Genomic DNA, 20,608 nt, shown 5'->3' on the forward strand with positions numbered 1-20,608 from the left:
TCGATGGCGTCTCTCGAACCATAACCGCCCTACAATCGTTCCACACCCCGGACGTCCACTCCTGCCCACCCCGCCGACCGACACCTCCGCGCGGGGCGGGCAGGCCATCGTCTCGAGAAGCTCGACAAGGAAGACCTCCCATGATCCGCGATCTAGACATGGTCATGCTCTTCGCCGCCGACGTCGACCGCGCCGTCGCGTGGTACACCGACGTCCTCGGCCTCACCCTCCGCGCCCGCCACGGCGACTTCGCCGTCTTCGAGACCGGCGGCGCCCCCCTCGCCCTCCACGGCGGCGACCCCGCGGCCGCCGCGTCGCATTCCGCCAGCGCCACGCCCGTCCTGCGCGTCGACGACTACCCCGCCGCCAAGGCCGCGCTCCAGGCCAAAGGCTGCATCTTCACGTTCGAGAACACGACGCCGGGTGCGGTCTTCGGTTCGTTCAACGACTCGGAGGGCAACGCGCTGCAGATCATCCAGCGGACGGCTGGGGCGATCGGGAACAACGGCTGAAGCCGTCGCTGAGGGTGGCGTTGCACGCCACCACGCGCCTGCCTCCGCAGGCGCCCGGATCACCCTCGCCCACTTGCCTTGGCGCCTGCGAAGGCAGGCGCGCGGTGGCCATAGGCCACCCCCAGCGACGGCTTCAGCCGTTGTTCCCCGTCGCTCTCCTCCCCGCTCTCCTCCTCCCCACCGCCTGCCCCCCCACCCCCTGGTTCGCCGACATCCCCCCCCCCGCCGACGTCCCTTCGCCTACCACACCGGCGCCACCGGCCGCCTCTGGATGCCCGAAATCATGGCCGGCGGCGTCGCCTATTCGACTACGACGCGGACGGAGACCTCGACCTCTACTTCACGAACGGCAACGATCGACTGCCCGATCCGACGGACAACGACGTCGCCAATGCCAACGACGACGACGGCACTGGCACTGGCATCGACATCGACGCTGACGACGCGGCCGTCCCCGCCCCCGCTCAGCCCACCGACCGCCTCTATCGCCGCGACCCCGACGGTCGCTACACCGACGTCTCCGCCGCCGCCGGCATCGCCGACAACGGCTACGGCATGGGCGTCGCGGCCGCCGACTACGACAACGACGGCCACGTCGACCTCTACGTCGCCGCGTTCGGCCCCGACCACCTGCTGCGCAACCAGGGCGACGGCACGTTTGCCGACGTCTCGGCCGGCGCCGGCATCACGGAGACCCAGTGGTCGTCGTCGGCCGCGTGGCTGGACTACGACCGCGACGGCTGGCTGGACCTCTACGTCGCCCGCTACATCGCCTGGCGCCCCGACGTCCCGTGCCAGGACCGCGACGGCAACGCCGACTACTGCGGCCCGGCGGCCTTCGGCGACGTCCGCGACATGCTCTGGCACAACGAGGGCGGCGCGCGCTTCACGGACGCCTCGGCCCGCGCCGGCATCGACCGCGTCGCGTACGCCGGGCTCGGCGTGACGGTCGACGACTTCGACGACGACGGCTGGCCGGACCTCTTCGTGGCCAACGACGGCGACCCGAACATCCTGTGGCGCAACCGCGGCGACGGGACGTTCGACAACGTCGCGCTCGCCTGGGGCGCCGCGTACAACCTCACCGGCGAGGCCGAGGCCGGCATGGGCGTCGTCGCGGACGATCTGACGGGCGACGGGCGGACCGACGCCGTCGTGACGCACCTCCACGCCGAGACGAACACGTTCTACGCCCGCCGCACCGCCGGCGCCGGCTTCGACGACCTCACCCTGCCCAGCGGCCTCGGCCTCCCGAGCTACCCGCTCACCGGCTTCGGCATCGCCGCCTTCGACGCCGAGCTGGACGGCGACCTTGACATCGTCGTCGCCAACGGCCGCGTCCACCGCAGCCTGCCCGCGCTGCCGGGCGCCGCGCCGGCCGGACCGTGGGCCGCCCTCGCCGAGCCGAAGCTTCTTCAGCTGAACGACGGCGTCGGCAACTTCGAGACGGTGGGTTCATCCAATGGGTCCAATGGGTCCAATGGGTCCAATAGGTCCCAAGCCACCACTTCCGCCGCCCCCTGCGGCCTATGCGCCGACACCGACATCTCCCGCGGCCTGGCCGCCGGCGACCTCGACGCCGACGGCGACCTCGACATCGTCGTCGCCAACGTCGAGTCGCCCGCCCGCCTGTATGACAACCGAGCCCCCCGCCAAGGCCACTGGCTCGCCGTCCGCGCCGTCGATCCGCGCTTGCAGCGCGATGCGATCGGGGCGCGGCTGTTCCTCGACGCCGGCGGGCGGCGGCAGCGCCGCTTCATCCGGACGAGCGGCAGCTACCAGTCGAGCGTGCCCGCCATCGCCCACTTCGGCCTCGGCACCGCGACGTCCGTCGATCGCGTCGCCGTCCGCTGGCCGGACGGGTTGGAGGAGTCGTTCGGGATCGACTGCGTCGACTGCGCCGTCGAGCTACGGCGCGGCGAAGGGGTGGCGGCGCCGTAGGGTGCGCGTATACGCGCGTATAATCGCCCGCCATGAACACCAAGACCCAGCTCTCCGCGTGGTCCAAAGGCTTGCTTGAGGCGGCCCCTCCTGGCGGTCGTCACCGCCGCGCCCCTCGTCGTCAACTATCAGGGGTTCCGCGCCTTCGAACTCCCGAAGGCAGCCGTCGTCCTCACGTTCGCGCTCCTGACCGCCGCCGTCGGCGTCATCGCGCTCCTCGAGGGCGGCGACGGGACGCGGACCGGCGTGCGGGCTGCGCTGCGTGAAGGCGTCGTGCGCGCGGCGCTGGCAGTCGTCGCCATCGAAGGCATTGCGACGGTCCTCTCGATCGTCCCGAGCGTCAGCTTCTTCGGCTCGCCCGAGCGCGCCCAGGGTTGGCTCTCGCTGCTCGCGTGCGCCGTGCTGTTCGTCGCCACCGCCGCCGTCGCCCGCGCCCCGGAGCGCCGCGCCCGCCTCGTGGCGACGATGATCGCCGCGAGCGTGCCCGTGGCGGTGTACGCGCTGGCACAGGCCGCGCGGCTCGAGGTCGTGCCCGGGACGGTCGAGTCTGCGCAGCGCGTCTTCGGCACGCTGTCCAACCCGATCTTCCTCGGCGCCTACCTGATGTTGCTCGTTCCGCTCACACTCTGGCGCCTCGGCGCGGCGCTGACGGGCGGCCGACCGCTCGTGGCCGGCGCGTATACGCTCGTCGCCCTGCTCCAGCTCTCCGCCCTCGCGCTCACCGGCAGCCGCGGCCCGCTCGTCGGGCTCCTGGCGGCCCTCGTGATCCTCGGTCTCGGCTGGGCGGCGGCGGCCGGGCGGCGGCGCGCGGTCGGTGGGCCGTCGGCGTCGGGGCGGCGCTGACGGTGTTCGTCGGCGTGCTGGCGATGCCGGGCACGCCGCTGGCCGGCCTGCGCGACGCGCCGGTCATCGGCCGGCTGGCCCAGATCGGCGAGACCGGCACCGGCTCGCAGGCCGTGCGCCTCGGCATTTGGCGCGCCGCCGCCGCCACGATGGCGGCCGCCGCTGACCCCGAGGCCGAGACCGCGCCGCTCGTCGCGCAGGTCGAGCTCAAGCGCGGTCGCGTGCTCAAGTGGCTCGTCGGCCACGGTCCGGAGATGCAGCGCTACGTCCTCCTCCCGTTCGGCGACACCTACATGGGCGGCCGCGCCCAAGCCGACCGCCTCGTCGACCGGGCCCACGACGTCCCGTTCGACGTCCTCCTCACGGCCGGCCTGCCGGGCCTTGCGGCGCGCCTCTGGCTCTGGGCCGCCTGGCTGGCGACGTGCGTCGGGCTGCTCGGGCTCGCGTCCGAGCGCCGGGACCGCACCGGTCTGGCGGCCCTCCTCGGCGCGGGCGCGCTGGCCGGCGCGGTCGCATGGTTCGTGGCGCCGGCGTTCGCCGGACCGGGTCGCGGCGCTCGGCCTGGCTGTCGGCCTCGGGTTTGTACGTCGCCTGGGCCGGCTTGCGGCGTCGGGGCGACGATGCGGGTCCGGTCAACGGCGCCGCGCTGGCGCTGCTGGCCGCGGGCACGGCGGCCGTCGTCGAGGCGGCATTCGGGATCGAGACCGTCGTCACGCAGCTGATCTTCTGGGTGCTGGCCGGCCTCGTCGTCGCGCTGACGCTCGGCGATGTGGCCGAACCGGCCGCGGCGGCAGCCACGGCGGGCCGCCGCGCGGCCGGTCGCACGGCGGCGTCGGGCGACCGTGGCCACGATCGGGGCGCCGGGGCCGAGATCCGCGTCGGCCTGCGCTGGTCGCCGGGCGGCGCGGCGCTGGGCCTGATCGCCGCGGGGGCGATGAGCGTCGCCTTGTACGACCTCCTCCTGCCCGGCGCCGTGCCGCTGACGCACACACGCCTCGTGCTCGGCCTGCTGATCGCCGCCGGCTTCGGCGCGATGCTGCTGGCGGTCGTCGACACGCGCGAGAGCGTCGGCGCCTACGTGCTCTTCGCCCTGACGCTCACGGCGCTCTTCACGTTCCTGCGCAGCCTGATCGTCCTCGGCGCCGGTCCGACGGCCGCCTATCCGGTGCGGATCGTGCCGACGACGCTCTGGCTGGTGCTCATCCTGTGGCTGATCGTGCTGGCGATCGGCGCCGGGATCTTCCTCCGCGCGGCGTCGAGTGAGCGCGCGCCCTTCTGGATCGGCCCGCCGGGCATCACCTACCCGATCGCGGGGGTGGGCGCCGTCGTCGTCATCATGCTCCTCGCGATCCAACCCGTGCAGGGCGATCTCCTGTTCCAGGCCGGCTACGACGACTTCCGGATCGCGTTGTCCGGCGATCAGGAGCAGCGATTCCAGTCCGGCACGCAGCGGTTCAACCAGGCGGTCGCGCTGCAGCGGCGGGACGACATCATGTTCCTGAAGTGGTCCGAGCTCTACGCCCAGCTCGGCGAGGTTGCCGGCCAGACCGGCCAGGCGGAGACGCTGGCCACGGCGATGAACACCGCCCAGAACCTGCTTGGCCGGGCCGAGACGATCAACCCGGCGATGATCTTCCACGTCTTCAACCGTGGCCACGTCCAGCTCTTGGCCGCGCAGCTCATGGGTGCCAGCGGCGACCCGGCCACGGCCTCGGTGGCGATGGCCGCGGCGCAGAACGCCGAGCTCGCGCTGCAGCAGTCCTTCGACATCCTCAGCTACGACCCGCAGGTGGCCAACGAGCTCGCGACGGCGAAGCTCCTGCAGGGCAAGCTGCCCGAAGGGCTGGCCCTACTGGAGTACTCGCGCGACACGCTCGACCCCGACAACCCGTCGACATACGGCCTGCTTTCGGAGGCCTACAAGCGGTCCGGCGACACCGCCAAGGCGGACGAGGCGCTCAAGCGCGCCGCCGAGCTGGGCGGCGCCGGTGCCGGCGGCGCCGGGGGCGACGCGAGCATCCTTCTGCGGGAAGGCGACGAGGCCCGCGAGGCCGGCGACCTCTCGACGGCGATCGTTCGCTACGAGAAGGCCATCGAGATCCTCGGCCAGCGCGTGGACTGGCGCGTCCTCTACAACCTGGGCCAGCTCCACCGCGAGAGCGGCAACACGCAGAGCGCCGTCCAGGCGCTGCAAGGCGCCATGCAGCTCGCGCCGCCCGAGGCACAGGAACAGGTGCAGCAGGCGCTGATCGACGCACTGCAGGGCACCGGCACCGGACCGCCACCGGAGTTCGGCCAGCCGATGGAGCCGTCCGAGCGGCCGACGGTGGTGCCGTAGCGGAGCGGTCGGCAGCACCGTCGGCAAGAGAGGTCAACGGCTTCAGCCGTTGATGTGCCCCCCCGGCTGCCCCACCACCACCCGCGCCGGCCGCAGCAGCTCCCCGCGCACCGTATACCCGTTGCGCTCCACCGCGACCACCTGCTCCGCCTTGAGCCCCGCCACCGGTACGACGCCGGTCGCCTCGTGGATCATCGGATCGAACGGTGCGCCGTCGGCCGCCACGCGCTCGACGCCCTCGCGCTCCAGCAGACGCTCCAGTTCGCGATAGGTCGCGTCGACGCCGGCGACGAGTGCTTCGCCGCCGGCGCCGGCGTTCGCCAGAGCCCGCTCGAGGTTGTCGGCGACGTCCAGGAAGCGCAGCAGGAGGTCGCGGCGCTGCTGCTCGACGATCAACTTCAGCCGCTCCTCGTGGCGCCGCTTGACGTTCTGCATCTCCGCCACGGCGCGCAGGTAGTGGTCATGGTTCTCGTCGGCCGCGCGGCGCGCCTCGGCGAGCTCCCGGGCGAAGTCGTCGGCCAGATCGGCAGCGTCGACATCGCCGCCGGGCACGTCGACCGACGGCACGGTGTCGCGACGGCCGTCGGTGCCATCGCCCGGGGTGGGTGACGCCGAAGCGTCACCCTGCGGATCGCGCGGCACCCGTTGGTGGAGCGTCATCGGCTACGCCTCGCGGAACTCGCCCTCGACGACATCGTCGTCCACGGGCTGTGTCTCGGTGGCGCCATCGTCGCTGCCATCGGGCGATGCGCCGGCAGCCGCCTGCTGCGCATGCATCGCCTGGCCGAGGGTTTGCATGGCCGCCTCGAGCGCTGCAGCCGCGGCCTCGATCCGCTCGGCCTCGTCGGACTCGAGCGCCTCGCGCACGGCCTTCACCTCGCGTTCGACCGCTTCGCGGGCGGCAGCGTCGGCTTCTCCGGCGTCGCGCACCAGCTTCTCGCCCTGGTAGGCCAAGCTGTCGGCGCGGTTGCGCAGCTCGATCCGGGCGCGCGCCTTCTCGTCGTCGGCCCTGCTGGCCTCGGCTTCCTTGACGAGCCGTGTGACGTCTTCCTTTGAGAGGTTCGTGCTCGCCGTGATCCGGATCTGCTGTTCACGGCCGGTGGCCATGTCGCGCGCCTTGACGTTCAGGATGCCGTTCGCGTCGAGATCGAACGTCACCTCCACCTGCGGCACGCCGCGCGGGGCCGGCGGGATGCCCTCGAGCCGGAAGCGGCCGAGCGTCATGTTGTCGCGCGCAAGCGGGCGCTCGCCCTGCAGGACGTGGATGTCGACGGCCGTCTGGCTGTCCTCGGCGGTGGAGAACGTCTCCTTGCGCTCCGTCGGGATCGTCGTGTTCCGCTCGATGAGCGGCGTCATCACCCGCCGAGCGTCTCGACGCCAAGGCTGAGCGGCGTCACGTCCAACAGGAGGATGTTCTTCACGTCGCCCGCGAGCACGCCCGCCTGCAACGCCGCGCCGATCGCCACGACCTCGTCCGGGTTCACGCCGCGGTTCGGCTCCTTGCCGATGAGACCGCGGATCAGATCCTGGACCATCGGCATGCGCGTCGAGCCGCCGACGAGGATGATCTCGTCGATGTCCGTCTTCTTCAGGCCGGCGTCCTTGAGCGACTGCTCGACCGGCTTGCGCAGCCGGCCGACGAGGTCCTCGCACAGTTGCTCGAACTTCGTGCGGGTGAGCGTCAGCGTGAGGTGCTTCGGGCCGTTTGCGTCGGCGGTGATGAAGGGCAGGTTGATCTCAGTCTGCTGCAGCTCGGAGAGTTCGATCTTGGCCTTCTCGGCCGCCTCCTTGAGCCGCTGCAGCGCCTGCCGGTCGCCGCGCAGGTCGATCCCGTGCTCCTTCTTGAACTCATCCGCCACCCAGTTGGCGACGCGCTGATCCCAGTCGTCGCCGCCGAGGAACGTGTCGCCCGACGTCGAACGCACTTCGACGACGCCTTCGCCGACGTCCAGGATCGAGACGTCGAACGTGCCGCCGCCGAGGTCGAAGACGAGGATCGTCTCGTCCGTGCCCTTGTCGAGACCATACGCCAATGCGGCGGCCGTCGGCTCATTGATGATCCGCTGGACGTCGAGGCCGGCGATCTTGCCGGCATCCTTGGTGGCCTGGCGCTGGCTGTCGTTGAAGTACGCCGGCACCGTGATGACCGCGCTGTCGACGGGCTCGCCAAGGTAGGCCTCGGCGTCGCGCTTCAGCTTCTCGAGGATGAGCGCCGAGATCTCCTGCGGCGTGAAGCTCTTGCCCGCCTGCGGCACCCCGACGCGCGCGTCTCCGGCGCTGCCTGCTTCGATGGCATACGGGACGTGCTCGCGCGCGCCGATCGTCTCGGGTTCGTCGTATCGGCGGCCCATGAGCCGCTTGACCGAGAAGATCGTGTTCTCGGGTTGACCACCGCCTGCCGCTTGGCCGCCGCGCCGACGACCCGCTCTCCGCTCTTCGTGAAGCCCACCACCGATGGCGTCGTGCGCGCGCCTTCGGCATTCGGGATGACGACGGCCTCGCCACCCTCCATGACAGCAACGACCGAGTTGGTCGTGCCGAGATCGATCCCTACGGTCTTGGCCATGTTCCAAACCTCCACAGATGAGATGGGTCGATTATACGGGCCGGTCCGGACCGCCACCCGCCGACACGCCGCCCCACCCGCCAGAACCGCGCTCAGATCACACCGTCGCCCGCATGAACCACTTGACAGGACGGCGCAACGTGCGTATCCTAGCCGCGGATCTTAATCCGAAAGTAACCGACCCCACCGGATTCTTCGGAGCAGAACGTCGCGCGCGCAAGCGCGCTCAACGGTCGAACCGCACCCAACAAACCGGAGGATTCCATGCGCTCACGACTCTCGATCACCGTTCTTGCCCTGGCCATGGCGCTCGCGATGACCGTCGCGCCGCGCGCCACCGCATCCGCCACCAACTGGGGACCCGGTGGGCACGGCGGCAACGTCCACTGCGTTCGGCAAGGCGAGACCCTCTACGGCATCGCCTGGGCCTACGGCACGACCGCGCAGGCGATCGCGCATCACAACGGTCTCTGGAACCCGAACTACATCCGCGCCGGCCAGTGCCTGAGCATCCCGTCGGGCTGGTCGGGCGGCCATGACATGGGCGGGAACGACAAGGGCTGGGACGACGGCTACGACAAGCCCAACTGGAACGGCGGCTACGAGCACGCCGGCTGGGACGGCGGCTGGGACAAGAAGGCCGACTACAACTACGGCGGCATGGCCGGCAACCGCTACTGCGTTCGGCACGGCGATACGCTCTACAGCATCGCCAACCGCTGGCACGACGGCCTGGGCCATCGCCCATGCGAACGGCATCGTGAACGTGAACTACATCCGCGCCGGTCAGACGCTCACGATTCCGGGGCACGGCTGGTAGTCCGAGCATCGGCGACGTTCACCGCACGTCGGTCGCCGGCGACAGCACGACCGCCGATCGCGGCGAAGCACGAAGGGGCGCAGCATCATTGCTGCGCCCCTTCGTCGTATGTCCGGGAATGCGCATGTCTGGGAATGCGATCGTCCGGGAACGGCGCGCCCGACCCGCGGGCAGACCCGCGGAACGAACGGCGCACGCTACTGGCGACCGGTTAACCGATAGCCACGCACCACGATCGGCATGAACGCCCGGAAGCGTGGACCAGCCATCGTCGCGGACGGCGTCCGCACCGGCGTCCCGCCCGTCGCGGTCGGCCCCGGCGGTGTGCTGCGCGACGGCGATGCGGTCGTCGTGGGCGTCGGGGAGATGCTCTGCGCCGTCGGCGGAACGCTGCCGCCGGCGTGGCGCGGCGCGGCGTAGGCGACGGTATCGGCCGCTTCGGCGTCCTTGAAGGCGCCCGCCGTGCCGAACGGCGTCTCGTAGACCAATACGGCCACCGCCTGGTCGCTCGTGATGACCGCCTGTGAGCCGTCCGTGTCCTCGGTGAGCTTGACGATGCGCATCTCGCCCGCCGGGACGGTCGTCGCGAGCGTGCTCGAGCGACCTCCCGCGGAAGTGATCTTCACGTCGACACCGGCCGCGCCGGCGCCCGGGTTCTGGACGACGAACTGCGTGACGCGCGCGGCGCTGCGGCGAATGCTCGGGACGATGAACTTCTGGCCGAGTTCGGACGCCAGGAAGGCGTTGTATGCGGCGTTCGTCCGCGTCAGGTCCGGCTGCCCGGTCGTCTCCATCACCGACGCGACGACAGGCTGATCGCTCGTGATGACGGCGCTGCCGTAGAAGCCGGTGTTCGCCCCTCCGCCGCGGTCGATCGCCGGCGCGGCGACATCGCCCATCTGGCCGGTGCCGAGGTCGACGAAGTGCATGCCGTACGGCCCGATCGAGAACGTCTGCTGCACCGTTCCGTTCGCGTGCTTCGGGCTGTCGGGCGCGCCGCGGTAGGCGATCGTCACATTCGCCTTCTTGCCGTCGCGATTCTGGACGGCGAAAACGGAGTTGCCGAGATAGTTGCGGCGGACGAGCGGCACGTACTGTGTTGTTGCCGCCGCCGCGAACGGCCGCGCGCCAATTGCCGAGACGCCGCCCTCGAACGCCTCGTTCTGGTAGACCTGGATGGCAACGGCACCGGCCGCCTCGATCCGCAGGCTGCCGATCCAGGCATCCCCCGGCCGGTTGGCCTCCAGCCGGCTGACCGACGTCCCGTCCTCGATCGCGTCGAGGTTCGTTACGGCGCCCGGCTTGAGGCGATCCTCCCATTCGCTGAGCAGCTCGCCCGTGTCGGGCGAGAATGTCTGGTACGTCACCGTGTTCTCCTCGAGGTCGGTGTCGAGGTTCATGATCTCGTAGTCCGAGTAGACGCCGTCGACGCCGCGGACGAACAACGGCACGAGGAGCTTCGTGGCGGGACGGACGCCCTCGTAGGCCGACGTGCTCGTCCCGGAGATCACCCACCCCGTCCGCACGATTGCGCCCACCGCGCCTGCGCTGCGGACCGTGCCGTGCCAGTACCCTTCCGAGATCGTCGCCTCGCCGGCCATGTGGAGCGTCGCTCCCCCGCCGATGGCCAGCTGCCGTGTAAAGCTGCGCGGGTTCCGGTCCCGCAGGGACAGGTTGAGCTGGACGGAGAGCGCGCTGTCCGTGAGGTTGGCCACGTGGATGTCCGTGAAGCCGAAGTCGGCGATTCCGCTGGGCCCGAGCCGCCGCGCCGGTCCGAACCCGCGCCGCACGGGCGCGATGCTCTTCGTCGGCAGCGTCGCGGTCGTCGGGCCGGCCGATCGGAGGTCCGGGCAGGAGGAGGTCGTTCGCACCGATTTGGGCGCGGACGACGCGCGCGCGGCCTGCGGCGTGGTGAAGACCGCGGCCGTCGCCGCCAGCGCGAGGACGGCCGCGGCGACGGCGGCGCGGCCGGTGGCGGCGGGCGCGTGGAGGCGGTGGAGGATCCGGGGGGGATCCGGTGGGGGAGCGGGTGTACACGACAACTCCTGACAATGTGGACCCCGGGCAGCTGGGGTCGAGCCCAATCGAGTTGCGGTGCGGGCGCGCAAGCGGGCAACCATAGGAGGCGACCCGGGCAACGTCACCAACACCGCGCCGCCACGGCATGGCTGGCTGGCCGCCGCCCGGAGACGGCGCCATTCCGGTGACGGTGGGGCCATGACCGGGAGTCAACCGTTTTGGACCGTCCGACCAGTGCTGTACTATCTCCCCCCTCGATCAGAAGAAGCGGTGCCCATGACCAAGCTCGTCATTGTTGAATCGCCGACCAAGGCGCGCACGATTCGCGACTACCTGCCGAACGAATATGTCGTGATGGCCAGCATGGGTCACGTCCGTGACCTGCCGTCGTCGGCCAGCGAGATCCCGAAGGCGCAGCGCGACGAGCCGTGGGCCCGTTTGGGCGTGAACGTCGACGAGGGGTTCGAACCGCTCTACGTCATCACCGCCAACCGGAAGGAAACGCACAAGCAGCTCAAGGAGGCACTGGCCAAGGCGGACGAGCTGATCATCGCAACCGACGAGGATCGGGAGGGTGAGAGCATCGGCTGGCACTTGGTGCAGGTTCTCAAACCCAAGGTGCCGGTCAAGCGGATGGTCTTCCACGAGATCACGCGGCCCGCCATCCAGGGAGGCGCTGGCGCACACGCGCTCCGTCGACGAGAACGTCGTCCGCGCCCAGGAGACGCGCCGTATCCTCGACCGGCTCGTCGGCTACACGCTCTCGCCGCTCCTGTGGCGGAAGATCGCCGCCAAGCTGTCGGCCGGCCGCGTGCAGAGCGTTGCGGTGCGCCTGCTGGTCGAGCGCGAGCGTGAGCGTCACGCGTTTCGCAGCGGCAGCTACTGGGACGTCACGGCCGATGTCGCGACCCGCCCGGGCGGCGAGGCGTTCTCGGCCACGCTCACGAGCATCGACCAGCAGCGTGTGGCCACCGGGAAGGACTTCGACGATACGACCGGCCGCCTCGCCGCCGATGCCAGCGTCCGACTGCTCTCCGAAGCCGATGCCCGCGCGCTGTGCACCCGCCTGGCGGACGCCACGTGGCAGGTCGGCGCCGTCGAGACCCGCAGCACCGTCCGCAAGCCCTATCCGCCGTTCACGACGAGCACCCTCCAACAGGAAGCCGGCCGCAAGCTGCGCCTTTCCGCGCGCGAGACGATGCGGATCGCCCAGGATCTGTACGAGAACGGGTACATCACGTACCACCGCACGGACTCCGTCAACCTGTCCGAGGAGGCGATCGACGCCGCGCGCAACAGGGTGAAGGTGCTGTACGGCGCCGACCACCTGAGCCCGAAGCCCCGCCGCTTCAAGACGCAGGCCAAGGCGGCCCAGGAAGCGCACGAGGCGATCCGGCCGTCCGGCTCGGAGATGCGGCCGGTGGCCGACCTGCCACTGTCCGGCCGCGAGGCGCAGGTGTACGACCTCATCTGGAAGCGCACCGTGGCCACCCAGATGGCCGACGCCGAACTCGAGTTCGTCACCGCCGATGTCAAGGCCGCCGATGCCGTCTTCCGGGCGCGCGGGCGCCGCGTCGTCTTCGCCGGCTTCTTCCGGGCATACGTCGAGGGTCGGACGACCCCGATGCGGCGATCGAGGATCGCGACGCGCCGCTGCCCAAGCTGACAACCGGCGACGATCTCGACCTCAAAGACCTCTCGCCGGGTGGCCACGAAACGCAGCCGCCGGGTCGATTCACCGAGGCGGCGCTCGTCAAGGCGCTCGAGGCCGCCGGCGTCGGACGGCCGAGCACGTACGCCACGATCCTCGGCACGATCCAGGACCGCGGCTACGTCCGCAAGTCCGGCACGACGCTCCCTGCCGACGTTCACCGCCTTCGCCGTCACCGGGCTGCTCGAAACCGACTTCCAAACAGCTCGTCGACCTCGGGTTCACCGCCGAGATGGAGGAGGACCTCGACCGCATCGCGGCCGGCGAGGTGGATTGGCAGGAATACCTCTCGCGCTTCTACAAAGGCGAGGCGGGCCTGGCCGCCCAGGTCGAGGCCGCGCAAGGCCGGATCGACCCGCGGCGTGCCAGCACCGTCCAACTGGGCGACATCGCGGTGCGCATCGGCCGCTACGGCCCATTCGTCGAGATCGGCGAGGGCGAAGGGCGCACGACGGTGGCGCTTCCGGAGGACATGGCGCCGGGCGATCTCTCGCAGGCCGTGCTCGACGCGCTCGTCGTCAAGGGCGGCGAGGGACCGTCAAGCCTCGGCGACGATCCGGAGACCGGCCTGTCGGTCTTCCTGCGCGACGGCCCGTACGGCCCATACGTCCAGCTCGGCGATGCCGATGGCGAGAAGCCGAAGCGGGTCAGCCTGCCGAAGGGATTGGCCGCCGCCGACGTCGACCTCGCCACCGCTCTTGCGCTGCTGGCGCTGCCGCGCGCCCTCGGCGACCATCCCGAGACCGGCAAGCCGGTGCGCGCCGGCGTCGGCCGCTTCGGTCCGTACGTCGTCCACGAGACGACATTCGCCAGCCTCAAGCCGACGGACGACGTCCTGACGGTCGAACTCGATCGCGCGCTGCAGCTCTTGACGGAGAAGGAGTCGCGCGGCCCGGGGCGATCCGGCGCCGCCACCGTGCTGCGGGAGCTCGGCCCGCATCCCGAAACCGGCGAGCCGCTCCAGATCCTGGACGGCCGCTATGGCCCGTACGTGAAGTACCAGCGCACGAACGCGTCCCTCCCCAAGGACGCCGACGTCGCGGCCGTCACGATGGACGAGGTGTTGGCGCTGCTCGCCGCCAAGGGCAGCGCGCCAAAGGCGAAGCGGCGGACGACAACGAGGCGGAAGGCGGGGTAGGGCGCCGGATGTCGCATCGTAGACGCATGTCGAGTGCCCTGTAGAGGCCGGCACGGGGACCCGCCCCTACAGGGCATCCGGGTTCGGGACGGGGGCGGCATTCGTGTTCGGGGCGTCGTCGTCGCCCGGCCGCGCCACCCACTCCGCCGCCGGCGTGATCGTCTCATCCGGCTTCGGGCCGGCGTCGTCCAGATCGCTGCCGGTCAGCCTCATCAGCGGTCGGACCGTCATGTCGTCCTCCACCAGGGTCTGGCACGACAGGTCGAACTCGCCCAGTTGGCCGTTGGCGGTGAGCCGTTCGAAGGCGGCGCGGGTCATCACCGCGGGGCGCCCGTCGATGATGTCGACGCGGCATGTCGTGCACTTTCGCCCAGCCGCCGCAGCGGTGGAGGATGTCGGCGCCGCTGTCCATAACGGCACGAACCAATCGCGTGCCGGCGGGTACCTCGTACGTTCCGTGACCGATGATCGTCAGCTTGGGCATGCCGTTGATGGCTCCAGGGTCGTGCGTCGCGATCAGGCGACGGGTCGATCGGCCGCCAGATAGCGGTCGATGGCGGCGCGTTCTTCGGGCGAGATCCGGCCGTGCTCGGCGAGGGCGGCCGCGATCTCGGGCAGCGTGAACGCGGCGTGCAGACGGAACCCGGCCGCCGCCAGGTCGGTGGCGTCGGCGCCACGGCGGTCGATGAGGACGACGATGTCGCGCACGATCAGCCCGGCCTCGGCCAGCGGGGCGATCGCCTCGATCTTGGAGAGGCCGCTCGAGACGAGGTCGTCCACGACGACGGCGGTCTCACCCGCGGCGAAGGCGCCCTCGATCACGCGGCCGCGGCCGTACGCCTTGACCTCCTTGCGCGGGAAGATCAGCGGCCGGTTCAACCGCAGGCTGACGGCGGCGCCGATCGGAAGGCCGGCGTACGGGATCGCGGCGATGCGGTCATACGTGAGCGGCGCAAGAAGGGCGGCGTAGTGCTCGGCTGCGGCGGCGAGGACGCAGGCGTCGCTGACGAGCAGGCGCAGGTCGCAGTACACCGGCGACGACGCCCCACTCTTGAGCGTGAACGTACCGAACTGGACGGCGCCGATCCGGTGCAGCTGTTCGGCCAGCGCGGCGCAGTCGCCGGGCGTCGCAGCCTCCTCGGCCAAGTGGCGGGGGTCGATCATCGGGCCTCCGGGGCGCGGTGGGTGCGGTCGATCCGCACGATGCGGTCAGTTCGCCCGATCCGGGCGGGATGGGCGGGACGGGCGGTTCGGACGGTGCGGCGGGTCAACGATGGCGTTCCCGCGACGCGTTCAGCGCGTCGCGGGGGCGGCGGGCGGCATGCCGGGGTCATCGGCGTACAGGATCTCGCGCGAGCTGTTGACGATCAGGCCGCGCCCGCCGCCGTCGAGCCCCGCCGCCAGCGCCGCATCCACATCGCCGCCCTGTGCGCCGACGCCGGGCACGAGGATCGGCAGCCGCGGGGCGATCTCGCGCACCGCTTCGAGCGCCGCCGGGTACGTGGCGCCGACGACGAGGCCGGCGTTGTCGGCCACGTTCCAATCGGCGGCGACACGGGCCGCGACGTGGTGGTAGAGCGGGCGGCCATCCACGGGCAGCGTCTGGAAGTCCGTGGCGCCGGGGTTGGAGGTGTGGCAGAGGACGAACGCGCCGTGCGCGGCATCGGCCAGAAACGGTGCGACGCTGTCGCCCCCAAGGTAGGGGTTGACGGTGAGCGCGTCGGCGCCGATCGTCTCGAACGCGGCGCGCGCATAGGCCACCGCCGTCGGACCGATGTCACCCCGCTTGGCGTCCAGGATCACGATCCGCGCGCCGCCGATGTGGCGGACGACGGTCTCGAGCGCCTGCCAACCGGCCGCGCCGAGCTGCTCGAAGAACGCGCTGTTCGGCTTGTACGCCACCGCGGCGTCGATCGTCGCGTCGACGATGCGGCGGCAGAAGTCGGCGATCGGCTCCTCGAGACGGTCGAGGCGCGGGTCGAGGCCGACGCACAGCACCGAGCCGTCGCGGTCGATCGCGTCCGCGAGGCGCTTGTTGAACGCCGGCGGGGGCGGGGCGGTCGTCGACGCGGCCGCGGCGGGCATGTCCGACGGGTGAGACTTCATCGTCACGCCTTGCCGAGCACGGCGGCCAGCAGCGCCATCCGGATGAACATCCCGTTCTCCATCTGTCGGAAGTACGCCGCCCGCGGGTCGGTGTCGACGGCGTCGCTGATCTCGCCGACGCGCGGGAGGGGGTGCATGACGACCATCCGCGACTTGGCATCGCGCATGAGCTCGGGCGTGATGTTGTAGAAGCCCTTGGCCTCGTCGTACTGCGCCAGATCTGTGAAGCGCTCCTTCTGGACCCGCGTCACGTAGAGCACGTCGACGTCGCCGATGACGTCCGCCACGCTGTAGGTCTCGCGGACCGGCAGGCCGGCGTCGCGGACGGCGTTCATCAGGTCGAGCGGCAGCCGCAGGATCTCGGGGCTGACGAAGGTCAGCTTCACGTCGTACTGCAGCAGCAGCCGTGTGAGGGAGTGGACGGTCCGGCCGAAGCGCAGGTCGCCGACCATGGCGATGTGGAGGCCGTCGAGCGTGCCGAGTTCGTTGTGGATCGTGTAGAGGTCCAGCAGCGCCTGCGTCGGGTGCTCGCCTGCGCCGTCGCCGGCGTTGATCACGGGCTTGGAGGCCGCCTCGGCCGCGACGCGCGCGCTCCCGACCTCGGGGTGGCGCAGCACGATGGCGTCCGAGTACTGCTCGACGGTTCGGATCGTGTCCGGCAGGCTCTCGCCCTTGGCGACGCTCGAGTACTGCACGCCTTGTGTGATCGGGATCACGCTGCCGCCCAAGCGCTCCATGGCGGCGATGAAGCTGGCGCTCGTGCGGGTGCTGGGCTCGTAGAACAGGCACGTCAGGACGTGGTGGCGCAGCAGATCGCATCCGCCGGACGCCCGGACGGTCGATCGCATCTCGTCGGTGAGCGCGAAGATGGCGCCGAGCATGTCCGTGTTGAACTGGTTGACGGACAGGATGTCCTGATGGGCCAGGCCGTGGCCGGCGGCGGAGGCTCGATTGGCACCGTGGGTCATCGACCACTCCTGGGTGTGTGATGATTCTCGGCGGCACGGCGACCGTGTCCGCTCGTCGCGAATCCCGTTGGTAGGGACACGGCATGCCGTGCCCATCGCCCGAATTGTGGCCGCGAAGGGCACGTGTTGCCGATCGAATGGGCACGGCATGCCGTGCCCCTACCGGGCGCGGTCGCGATGCCGTTGGATAGCGTCATCGTGCGACCGCCGCGGCGTCGAACGTCAGGACCCGCCCTGTGCCAGCCGCCCCCACCAACCGCCCCTCATCCCACACCGTCGCCCCGCGCAGCGTCGTGCGGACGACGCGGCCGCGGACGCGCGTGCCGGCGAACGGCGACCAGTCGGGCTTCGTCTGCCAGCCGCGTTCGGGCAGCGGCCACCCGGTCCGATCTCGACCTCGACGGTGCTCTCGGTCGGCGTCGCAATTCCGAAGAGGGCGGCCGGCGTTGTGCTTGCGAGGTCGACGAGGCGTTCGAGCGTCAGGCGCCCGTCGTCGACGGCGCTGAGCAAGAGCGGCAGCGTCGTCTCGAGGCCGGGCACGCCGGGCGGCGGGGTCGGCGACGCCTTCTCGGTCAGCGTGTGCGGGGCGTGGTCGGTGGCGATGCAGTCGACGGCGTCGAGGTGGGCCCAGAGCGCCGCGACGTCGGCCGGCGTGCCGAGGCGCGGGCGCATGTCGCCGAGCGCGCCGAGGCGGTCGAGGTCATCCGTGGACAGGAACAGGTGGTGCGGGGCGACCTCGCACGTCACGCGCAGGCCGGCGTTCTTGGCGGCGGCGATGAGCCGGATCTCCTCGGCGCGGCTGACATGGGCGATGTGGACCCACTGGCCGTGGACACGCCCGAGGCCGATCGCCGTCGCCACGTTCAGGTCCTCGGCGTGCAGGACGATCGGGCGGCCATGCGGCCACGCTTCGAAGTGCGGGCGGAGGGCGGCGAGCGTCTCGATCCGCAGTTGGCCGAACGTGTCGTTCAGATAGACCTTGAGCCCGCACGCCCGATCGGCCGCCGCGGCCGCGTCGTTCGCGTTCCCGTCCGCGGCGCCGAGGTACAGCCCGACGTCACACAGTGCTTCCGTCGCCACATAGGCCAACGCGGCGTCGAGCCCGCTGCCGTCGGTGATCGGGGGCTGGGTGTTGGGCATGCCAAGGACGGCGGTGACCCCGCCTGCCAACGCGGCGGCCGTCCCGGTCCGAATCGTTTCCTTGTGCGCGCCGCCCGGATGCCGTAGATGGACGTGCACGTCGACAAGGCCCGGCAGGATGTGGGTCGACATCAGCCCCCCAAAGGGCGTTAGGACGGGCACCAGCCGGGGGGCGATGATATCACGGCGAGGGGCTGGCGGCCATGCGGGGCAGGCCCGGTGCGTTGTCGCGGTCCGAACGGCCGTGCGAACATCCTCCCCAACCCCTCTCCTGCCCGATGCTATACTCGCCCCGTGCTCGACCCAGCCCCACCCCGCCGTCCGTCCACCCCGCTCACCGTCCCCCTCGTCCCGACCCTCGTCGTCGCGGTCTTCATCGTCGTCGGGGCCGTGGCGCTGCGGCGGACGATGGGGTCGACGCCCGCCGGCACATCGTCCGGCGCGGACGCCGATGCCGCCGTGGGCGCCGACACCCTCGACCGCGCGAGCCGCGGCGCCGCACACGACGGCGACGCCGGGCCGACGCAGGCAGCGGCCACGACGTCGTACACCGTTGCCCCGGGGGACACGCTCTCGCTGATCGCGGCGCGCTTCGGCACGTCCGTTGCGTCGATCATGTCGCTCAACGGCATCTCCAATCCCGACGCGCTCGTGGCCGGCCAGGAACTGACGGTGCAGGCGCCGGTGCAGGGCGAAGGGCCGGACATTCCGGTCCTGCCCGATGCCGAGCTCGTGTACGGCCCGGCCTACGCCGGCTTCGACGTCGCCGCGTGGGTGGCGGCGCGCGGCGGGGCGCTGGCGACGTGGAGCGAGGAGGTGAACGGCGAGGCGCTCAGCGGGCCGGAGATCGTCGCGCGCGTCGTCGAGGAGTTCTCCGTCGGCCCGCGGGCGCTCCTCGCCGTCGTCGAGGCCAAGAGCGGCATCGTGTCGGGCGCGGCGCGGTCCGCCGAGGCGGCGGAGTACCCGGCCGGGCTCGTCGATCCGGTGCGGCATGGGCTGTGGCTGCAGCTGAACTGGCTGGCGGACCGGTTGAACGGCGGGTACTACGACCAGGCGACGCGCGGCTCGCCGGTGCTCACGTTCGGCGACGGCGTTCGGCTGACGGCCCATCCGGCGCTGAACGCGGGCTCGGTGGCGGTGCAGCGCGTCCTCGGCCTGCAGTCGACGCCGGATGCGCTGCCGGGTGACATTGCGGGGGTGCTGGCGGCGTACGAGGCGCTGTTCGGGGCGGTGCCGGCGACGGAGAGGACAGATAGGACCGATGGGTCTGAGGGGTCTGAAGGGGCCCGGGGGACCTCAGGGACCGATACCGCCTCGCGCACCGCGACCGCACGCACGGACGGCACCCGCGGCCGCGATCGCAGCGCCGGCCTCCGCCGCGCCTTCCCGCCGCTCACGCTGCCCTTCGCCCGCGGCGAGACGTGGTGGCTGACGGGCGGACCGCACGGCGGGTGGGGGGACGGCAGCGCGTGGGCGGCCATCGACTTCGTGCCGGACGAGGAGCCGACGGGCTGCGCGACATCCGCGGCGTGGGTGACGGCGGCGGCGGACGGTGTCGTGGTGCCGGGCGGCACGGGTCAGGTGATCCTGGATCTCGACGGCGGCGGCGCCGATGGCCAAGGTCCGGCCGACGGCGACCGGCGCACCGGCCCGGTCCTGTTCCATCTGCACCTGGCCGCCGAGGGCCGCGTCGCCGCCGGCAGCCGCGTCCGCGCCGGGGACCGACTCGGCCACCCGAGCTGCGAGGGCGGGTTCTCGAACGCGACCCACGTCCACATCGCCCGCCTCTACGACGGCGAGTGGTTGGCCGCGGCCGGCACGGCGCCGTTCGACCTCGGCGGCTGGACGGCGTACGGCAGCCCGCGCGTGTATGACGGCGGGCTGAAGCGCGCGGACGGCGAGGACCGCGCGGCGTGCGAGTGCCGCTCGGTGGGGGGCAACGATGTCCGGTGGTGAGCCGGTTGACAGGCCGGTGGCCGAAGTCGCCGCCGCCGCCGACCCCGCCGCTGTGGCCGACTGGCACGCCCGACTGCGGGGCGCCCTCCAGGATCTGGCCGACCGGCCCAACGACCGTCACGCCGAGCTGCGCCGCGTCCAGGCAACCCTTGCCCTCGGCCAACCCGGTGCGGCGCTGGCGATCCTGCGGCGCTACCTCCACGCCGTCCCCGACGACGCCCGCGCGCTGGACCTGCTGGCCGCGGCGCAGCTCCTCCTCGGCCGCCCCCGCCCGGCGCTCGTCGCGGCCGACCTGGCGATCGCGGCCGACCCGACGTACACGATCGCCCGCTACAACCGCGCCTGCGCCCGCGCCCGCCTCGGCGACGTCGATGGTGCGCTGGCCGATCTGGCCGTGTTGGTCGAAGTGATGCCTGACGTCGTGGTGGGTGCGGTGACCGATCCCGACCTGGCGACGCTGCGATCCGACCCGCGGCTGGCGGCGCTGGTCGACGTCGCGACGGCCGGCGTGACGGCGCCGGGCTAGCGATGTCGTCGACGGCACCGGCGA

Annotated in this window: 14 protein-coding genes and 5 pseudogenes; 9 read left to right on the forward strand and 10 right to left on the reverse strand. The window is 71.6% G+C overall.

Annotated elements, in window-relative coordinates; translation table 11 throughout:
* Positions 1-140: 140 nt before the first annotated feature.
* Positions 141-512 carry a VOC family protein gene (locus tag IPG72_00195; GenBank protein ID MBK6767469.1) on the forward strand — a complete coding sequence of 124 codons (372 nt, stop codon included), beginning with the start codon at positions 141-143 and terminating at the stop codon, positions 510-512.
* Between the two features lie 300 nt (positions 513-812).
* Here the strand turns inward: IPG72_00195 and IPG72_00200 are convergent, their stop codons facing one another.
* Positions 813-1,106, reverse strand: a complete 294-nt coding sequence (locus IPG72_00200; protein ID MBK6767470.1) for a hypothetical protein — start codon at positions 1,104-1,106, stop codon at positions 813-815.
* On the opposite strand from IPG72_00200, the gene IPG72_00205 reads away from it, so the two are divergent.
* From IPG72_00205 to IPG72_00215, 3 genes are all read left to right on the forward strand, one after another.
* Complete coding sequence (locus tag IPG72_00205) at positions 1,068-2,453, forward strand: CRTAC1 family protein (GenBank protein ID MBK6767471.1); 1,386 nt, start codon at positions 1,068-1,070, stop codon at positions 2,451-2,453. The two genes, IPG72_00200 and IPG72_00205, sit on opposite strands and share 39 nt — an antisense overlap.
* A 75-nt stretch (positions 2,454-2,528) precedes the next feature.
* Positions 2,529-3,296 (forward strand): hypothetical protein, encoded by a 768-nt coding sequence (locus IPG72_00210; protein MBK6767472.1) that lies wholly within the window; start codon positions 2,529-2,531, stop codon positions 3,294-3,296.
* A gap of 601 nt (positions 3,297-3,897) precedes the next feature.
* On the forward strand, positions 3,898-5,634 hold the full coding sequence (locus IPG72_00215; protein ID MBK6767473.1) for a tetratricopeptide repeat protein: 1,737 nt from the start codon (positions 3,898-3,900) through the stop codon (positions 5,632-5,634).
* Between the two features lie 42 nt (positions 5,635-5,676).
* Here IPG72_00215 and IPG72_00220 read toward each other — a convergent pair whose 3' ends face one another.
* The 3 genes and pseudogenes from IPG72_00220 to dnaK form a co-directional block, all read right to left on the reverse strand.
* Positions 5,677-6,276, reverse strand: coding sequence for a nucleotide exchange factor GrpE (locus IPG72_00220; GenBank protein MBK6767474.1), 600 nt, complete (start codon positions 6,274-6,276; stop codon positions 5,677-5,679).
* Between the two features lie 21 nt (positions 6,277-6,297).
* Positions 6,298-6,990, reverse strand: a complete 693-nt coding sequence (locus tag IPG72_00225; GenBank protein MBK6767475.1) for an Hsp70 family protein — start codon at positions 6,988-6,990, stop codon at positions 6,298-6,300.
* Positions 6,990-8,200 (reverse strand): annotated as a pseudogene (dnaK, locus tag IPG72_00230) (molecular chaperone DnaK). Before dnaK ends, IPG72_00225 begins: the two are co-directional and overlap by 1 nt.
* Positions 8,201-8,515: 315 nt before the next feature.
* Between dnaK and IPG72_00235 the strand changes: the two are divergent.
* Together IPG72_00235 and IPG72_00240 are read left to right on the forward strand one after the other, a co-directional pair.
* Positions 8,516-8,722: pseudogene (locus IPG72_00235) on the forward strand (LysM peptidoglycan-binding domain-containing protein).
* Positions 8,723-8,735: 13 nt separating this feature from the next.
* Entirely contained in the window at positions 8,736-9,020 is a 285-nt protein-coding gene (locus tag IPG72_00240; GenBank protein ID MBK6767476.1) for a LysM peptidoglycan-binding domain-containing protein, read from the forward strand.
* A 197-nt stretch (positions 9,021-9,217) separates the two neighbouring features.
* Here IPG72_00240 and IPG72_00245 read toward each other — a convergent pair whose 3' ends face one another.
* Complete coding sequence (locus IPG72_00245) at positions 9,218-11,062, reverse strand: hypothetical protein (GenBank protein ID MBK6767477.1); 1,845 nt, start codon at positions 11,060-11,062, stop codon at positions 9,218-9,220.
* A gap of 253 nt (positions 11,063-11,315) precedes the next feature.
* Here IPG72_00245 and topA point away from each other — a divergent pair.
* Positions 11,316-13,888, forward strand: a pseudogene (gene topA, locus IPG72_00250) (type I DNA topoisomerase).
* A gap of 66 nt (positions 13,889-13,954) precedes the next feature.
* Here the strand turns inward: topA and IPG72_00255 are convergent.
* The 5 genes and pseudogenes from IPG72_00255 to IPG72_00275 form a co-directional block, all read right to left on the reverse strand.
* Positions 13,955-14,372: pseudogene (locus IPG72_00255) on the reverse strand ((2Fe-2S)-binding protein).
* Between the two features lie 32 nt (positions 14,373-14,404).
* Positions 14,405-15,052 carry an orotate phosphoribosyltransferase gene (pyrE, locus tag IPG72_00260; protein ID MBK6767478.1) on the reverse strand — a complete coding sequence of 216 codons (648 nt, stop codon included), beginning with the start codon at positions 15,050-15,052 and terminating at the stop codon, positions 14,405-14,407.
* 129 nt (positions 15,053-15,181) lie between these two features.
* The gene (pyrF, locus tag IPG72_00265; protein MBK6767479.1) at positions 15,182-15,994 is read right to left on the reverse strand and encodes an orotidine-5'-phosphate decarboxylase; all 813 of its coding nucleotides are present in this window, start codon (positions 15,992-15,994) and stop codon (positions 15,182-15,184) included.
* A gap of 2 nt (positions 15,995-15,996) precedes the next feature.
* Positions 15,997-16,962, reverse strand: a complete 966-nt coding sequence (gene pyrB / locus IPG72_00270) for an aspartate carbamoyltransferase (GenBank protein ID MBK6767480.1) — start codon at positions 16,960-16,962, stop codon at positions 15,997-15,999.
* A 222-nt stretch (positions 16,963-17,184) separates the two neighbouring features.
* Positions 17,185-18,234, reverse strand: a complete 1,050-nt coding sequence (locus IPG72_00275) for an amidohydrolase family protein (GenBank protein ID MBK6767481.1) — start codon at positions 18,232-18,234, stop codon at positions 17,185-17,187.
* A 276-nt stretch (positions 18,235-18,510) separates the two neighbouring features.
* Between IPG72_00275 and IPG72_00280 the strand changes: the two are divergent.
* A pseudogene (locus IPG72_00280) lies at positions 18,511-18,777 on the forward strand (LysM peptidoglycan-binding domain-containing protein).
* 1,267 nt (positions 18,778-20,044) lie between these two features.
* Positions 20,045-20,584 carry a tetratricopeptide repeat protein gene (locus tag IPG72_00285; GenBank protein ID MBK6767482.1) on the forward strand — a complete coding sequence of 180 codons (540 nt, stop codon included), beginning with the start codon at positions 20,045-20,047 and terminating at the stop codon, positions 20,582-20,584.
* Positions 20,585-20,608 lie beyond the last annotated feature (24 nt).

This window comes from Candidatus Avedoeria danica, from assembly GCA_016703025.1.
GTDB classification, from domain to species: domain Bacteria; phylum Chloroflexota; class Anaerolineae; order Epilineales; family Epilineaceae; genus Avedoeria; species Avedoeria danica.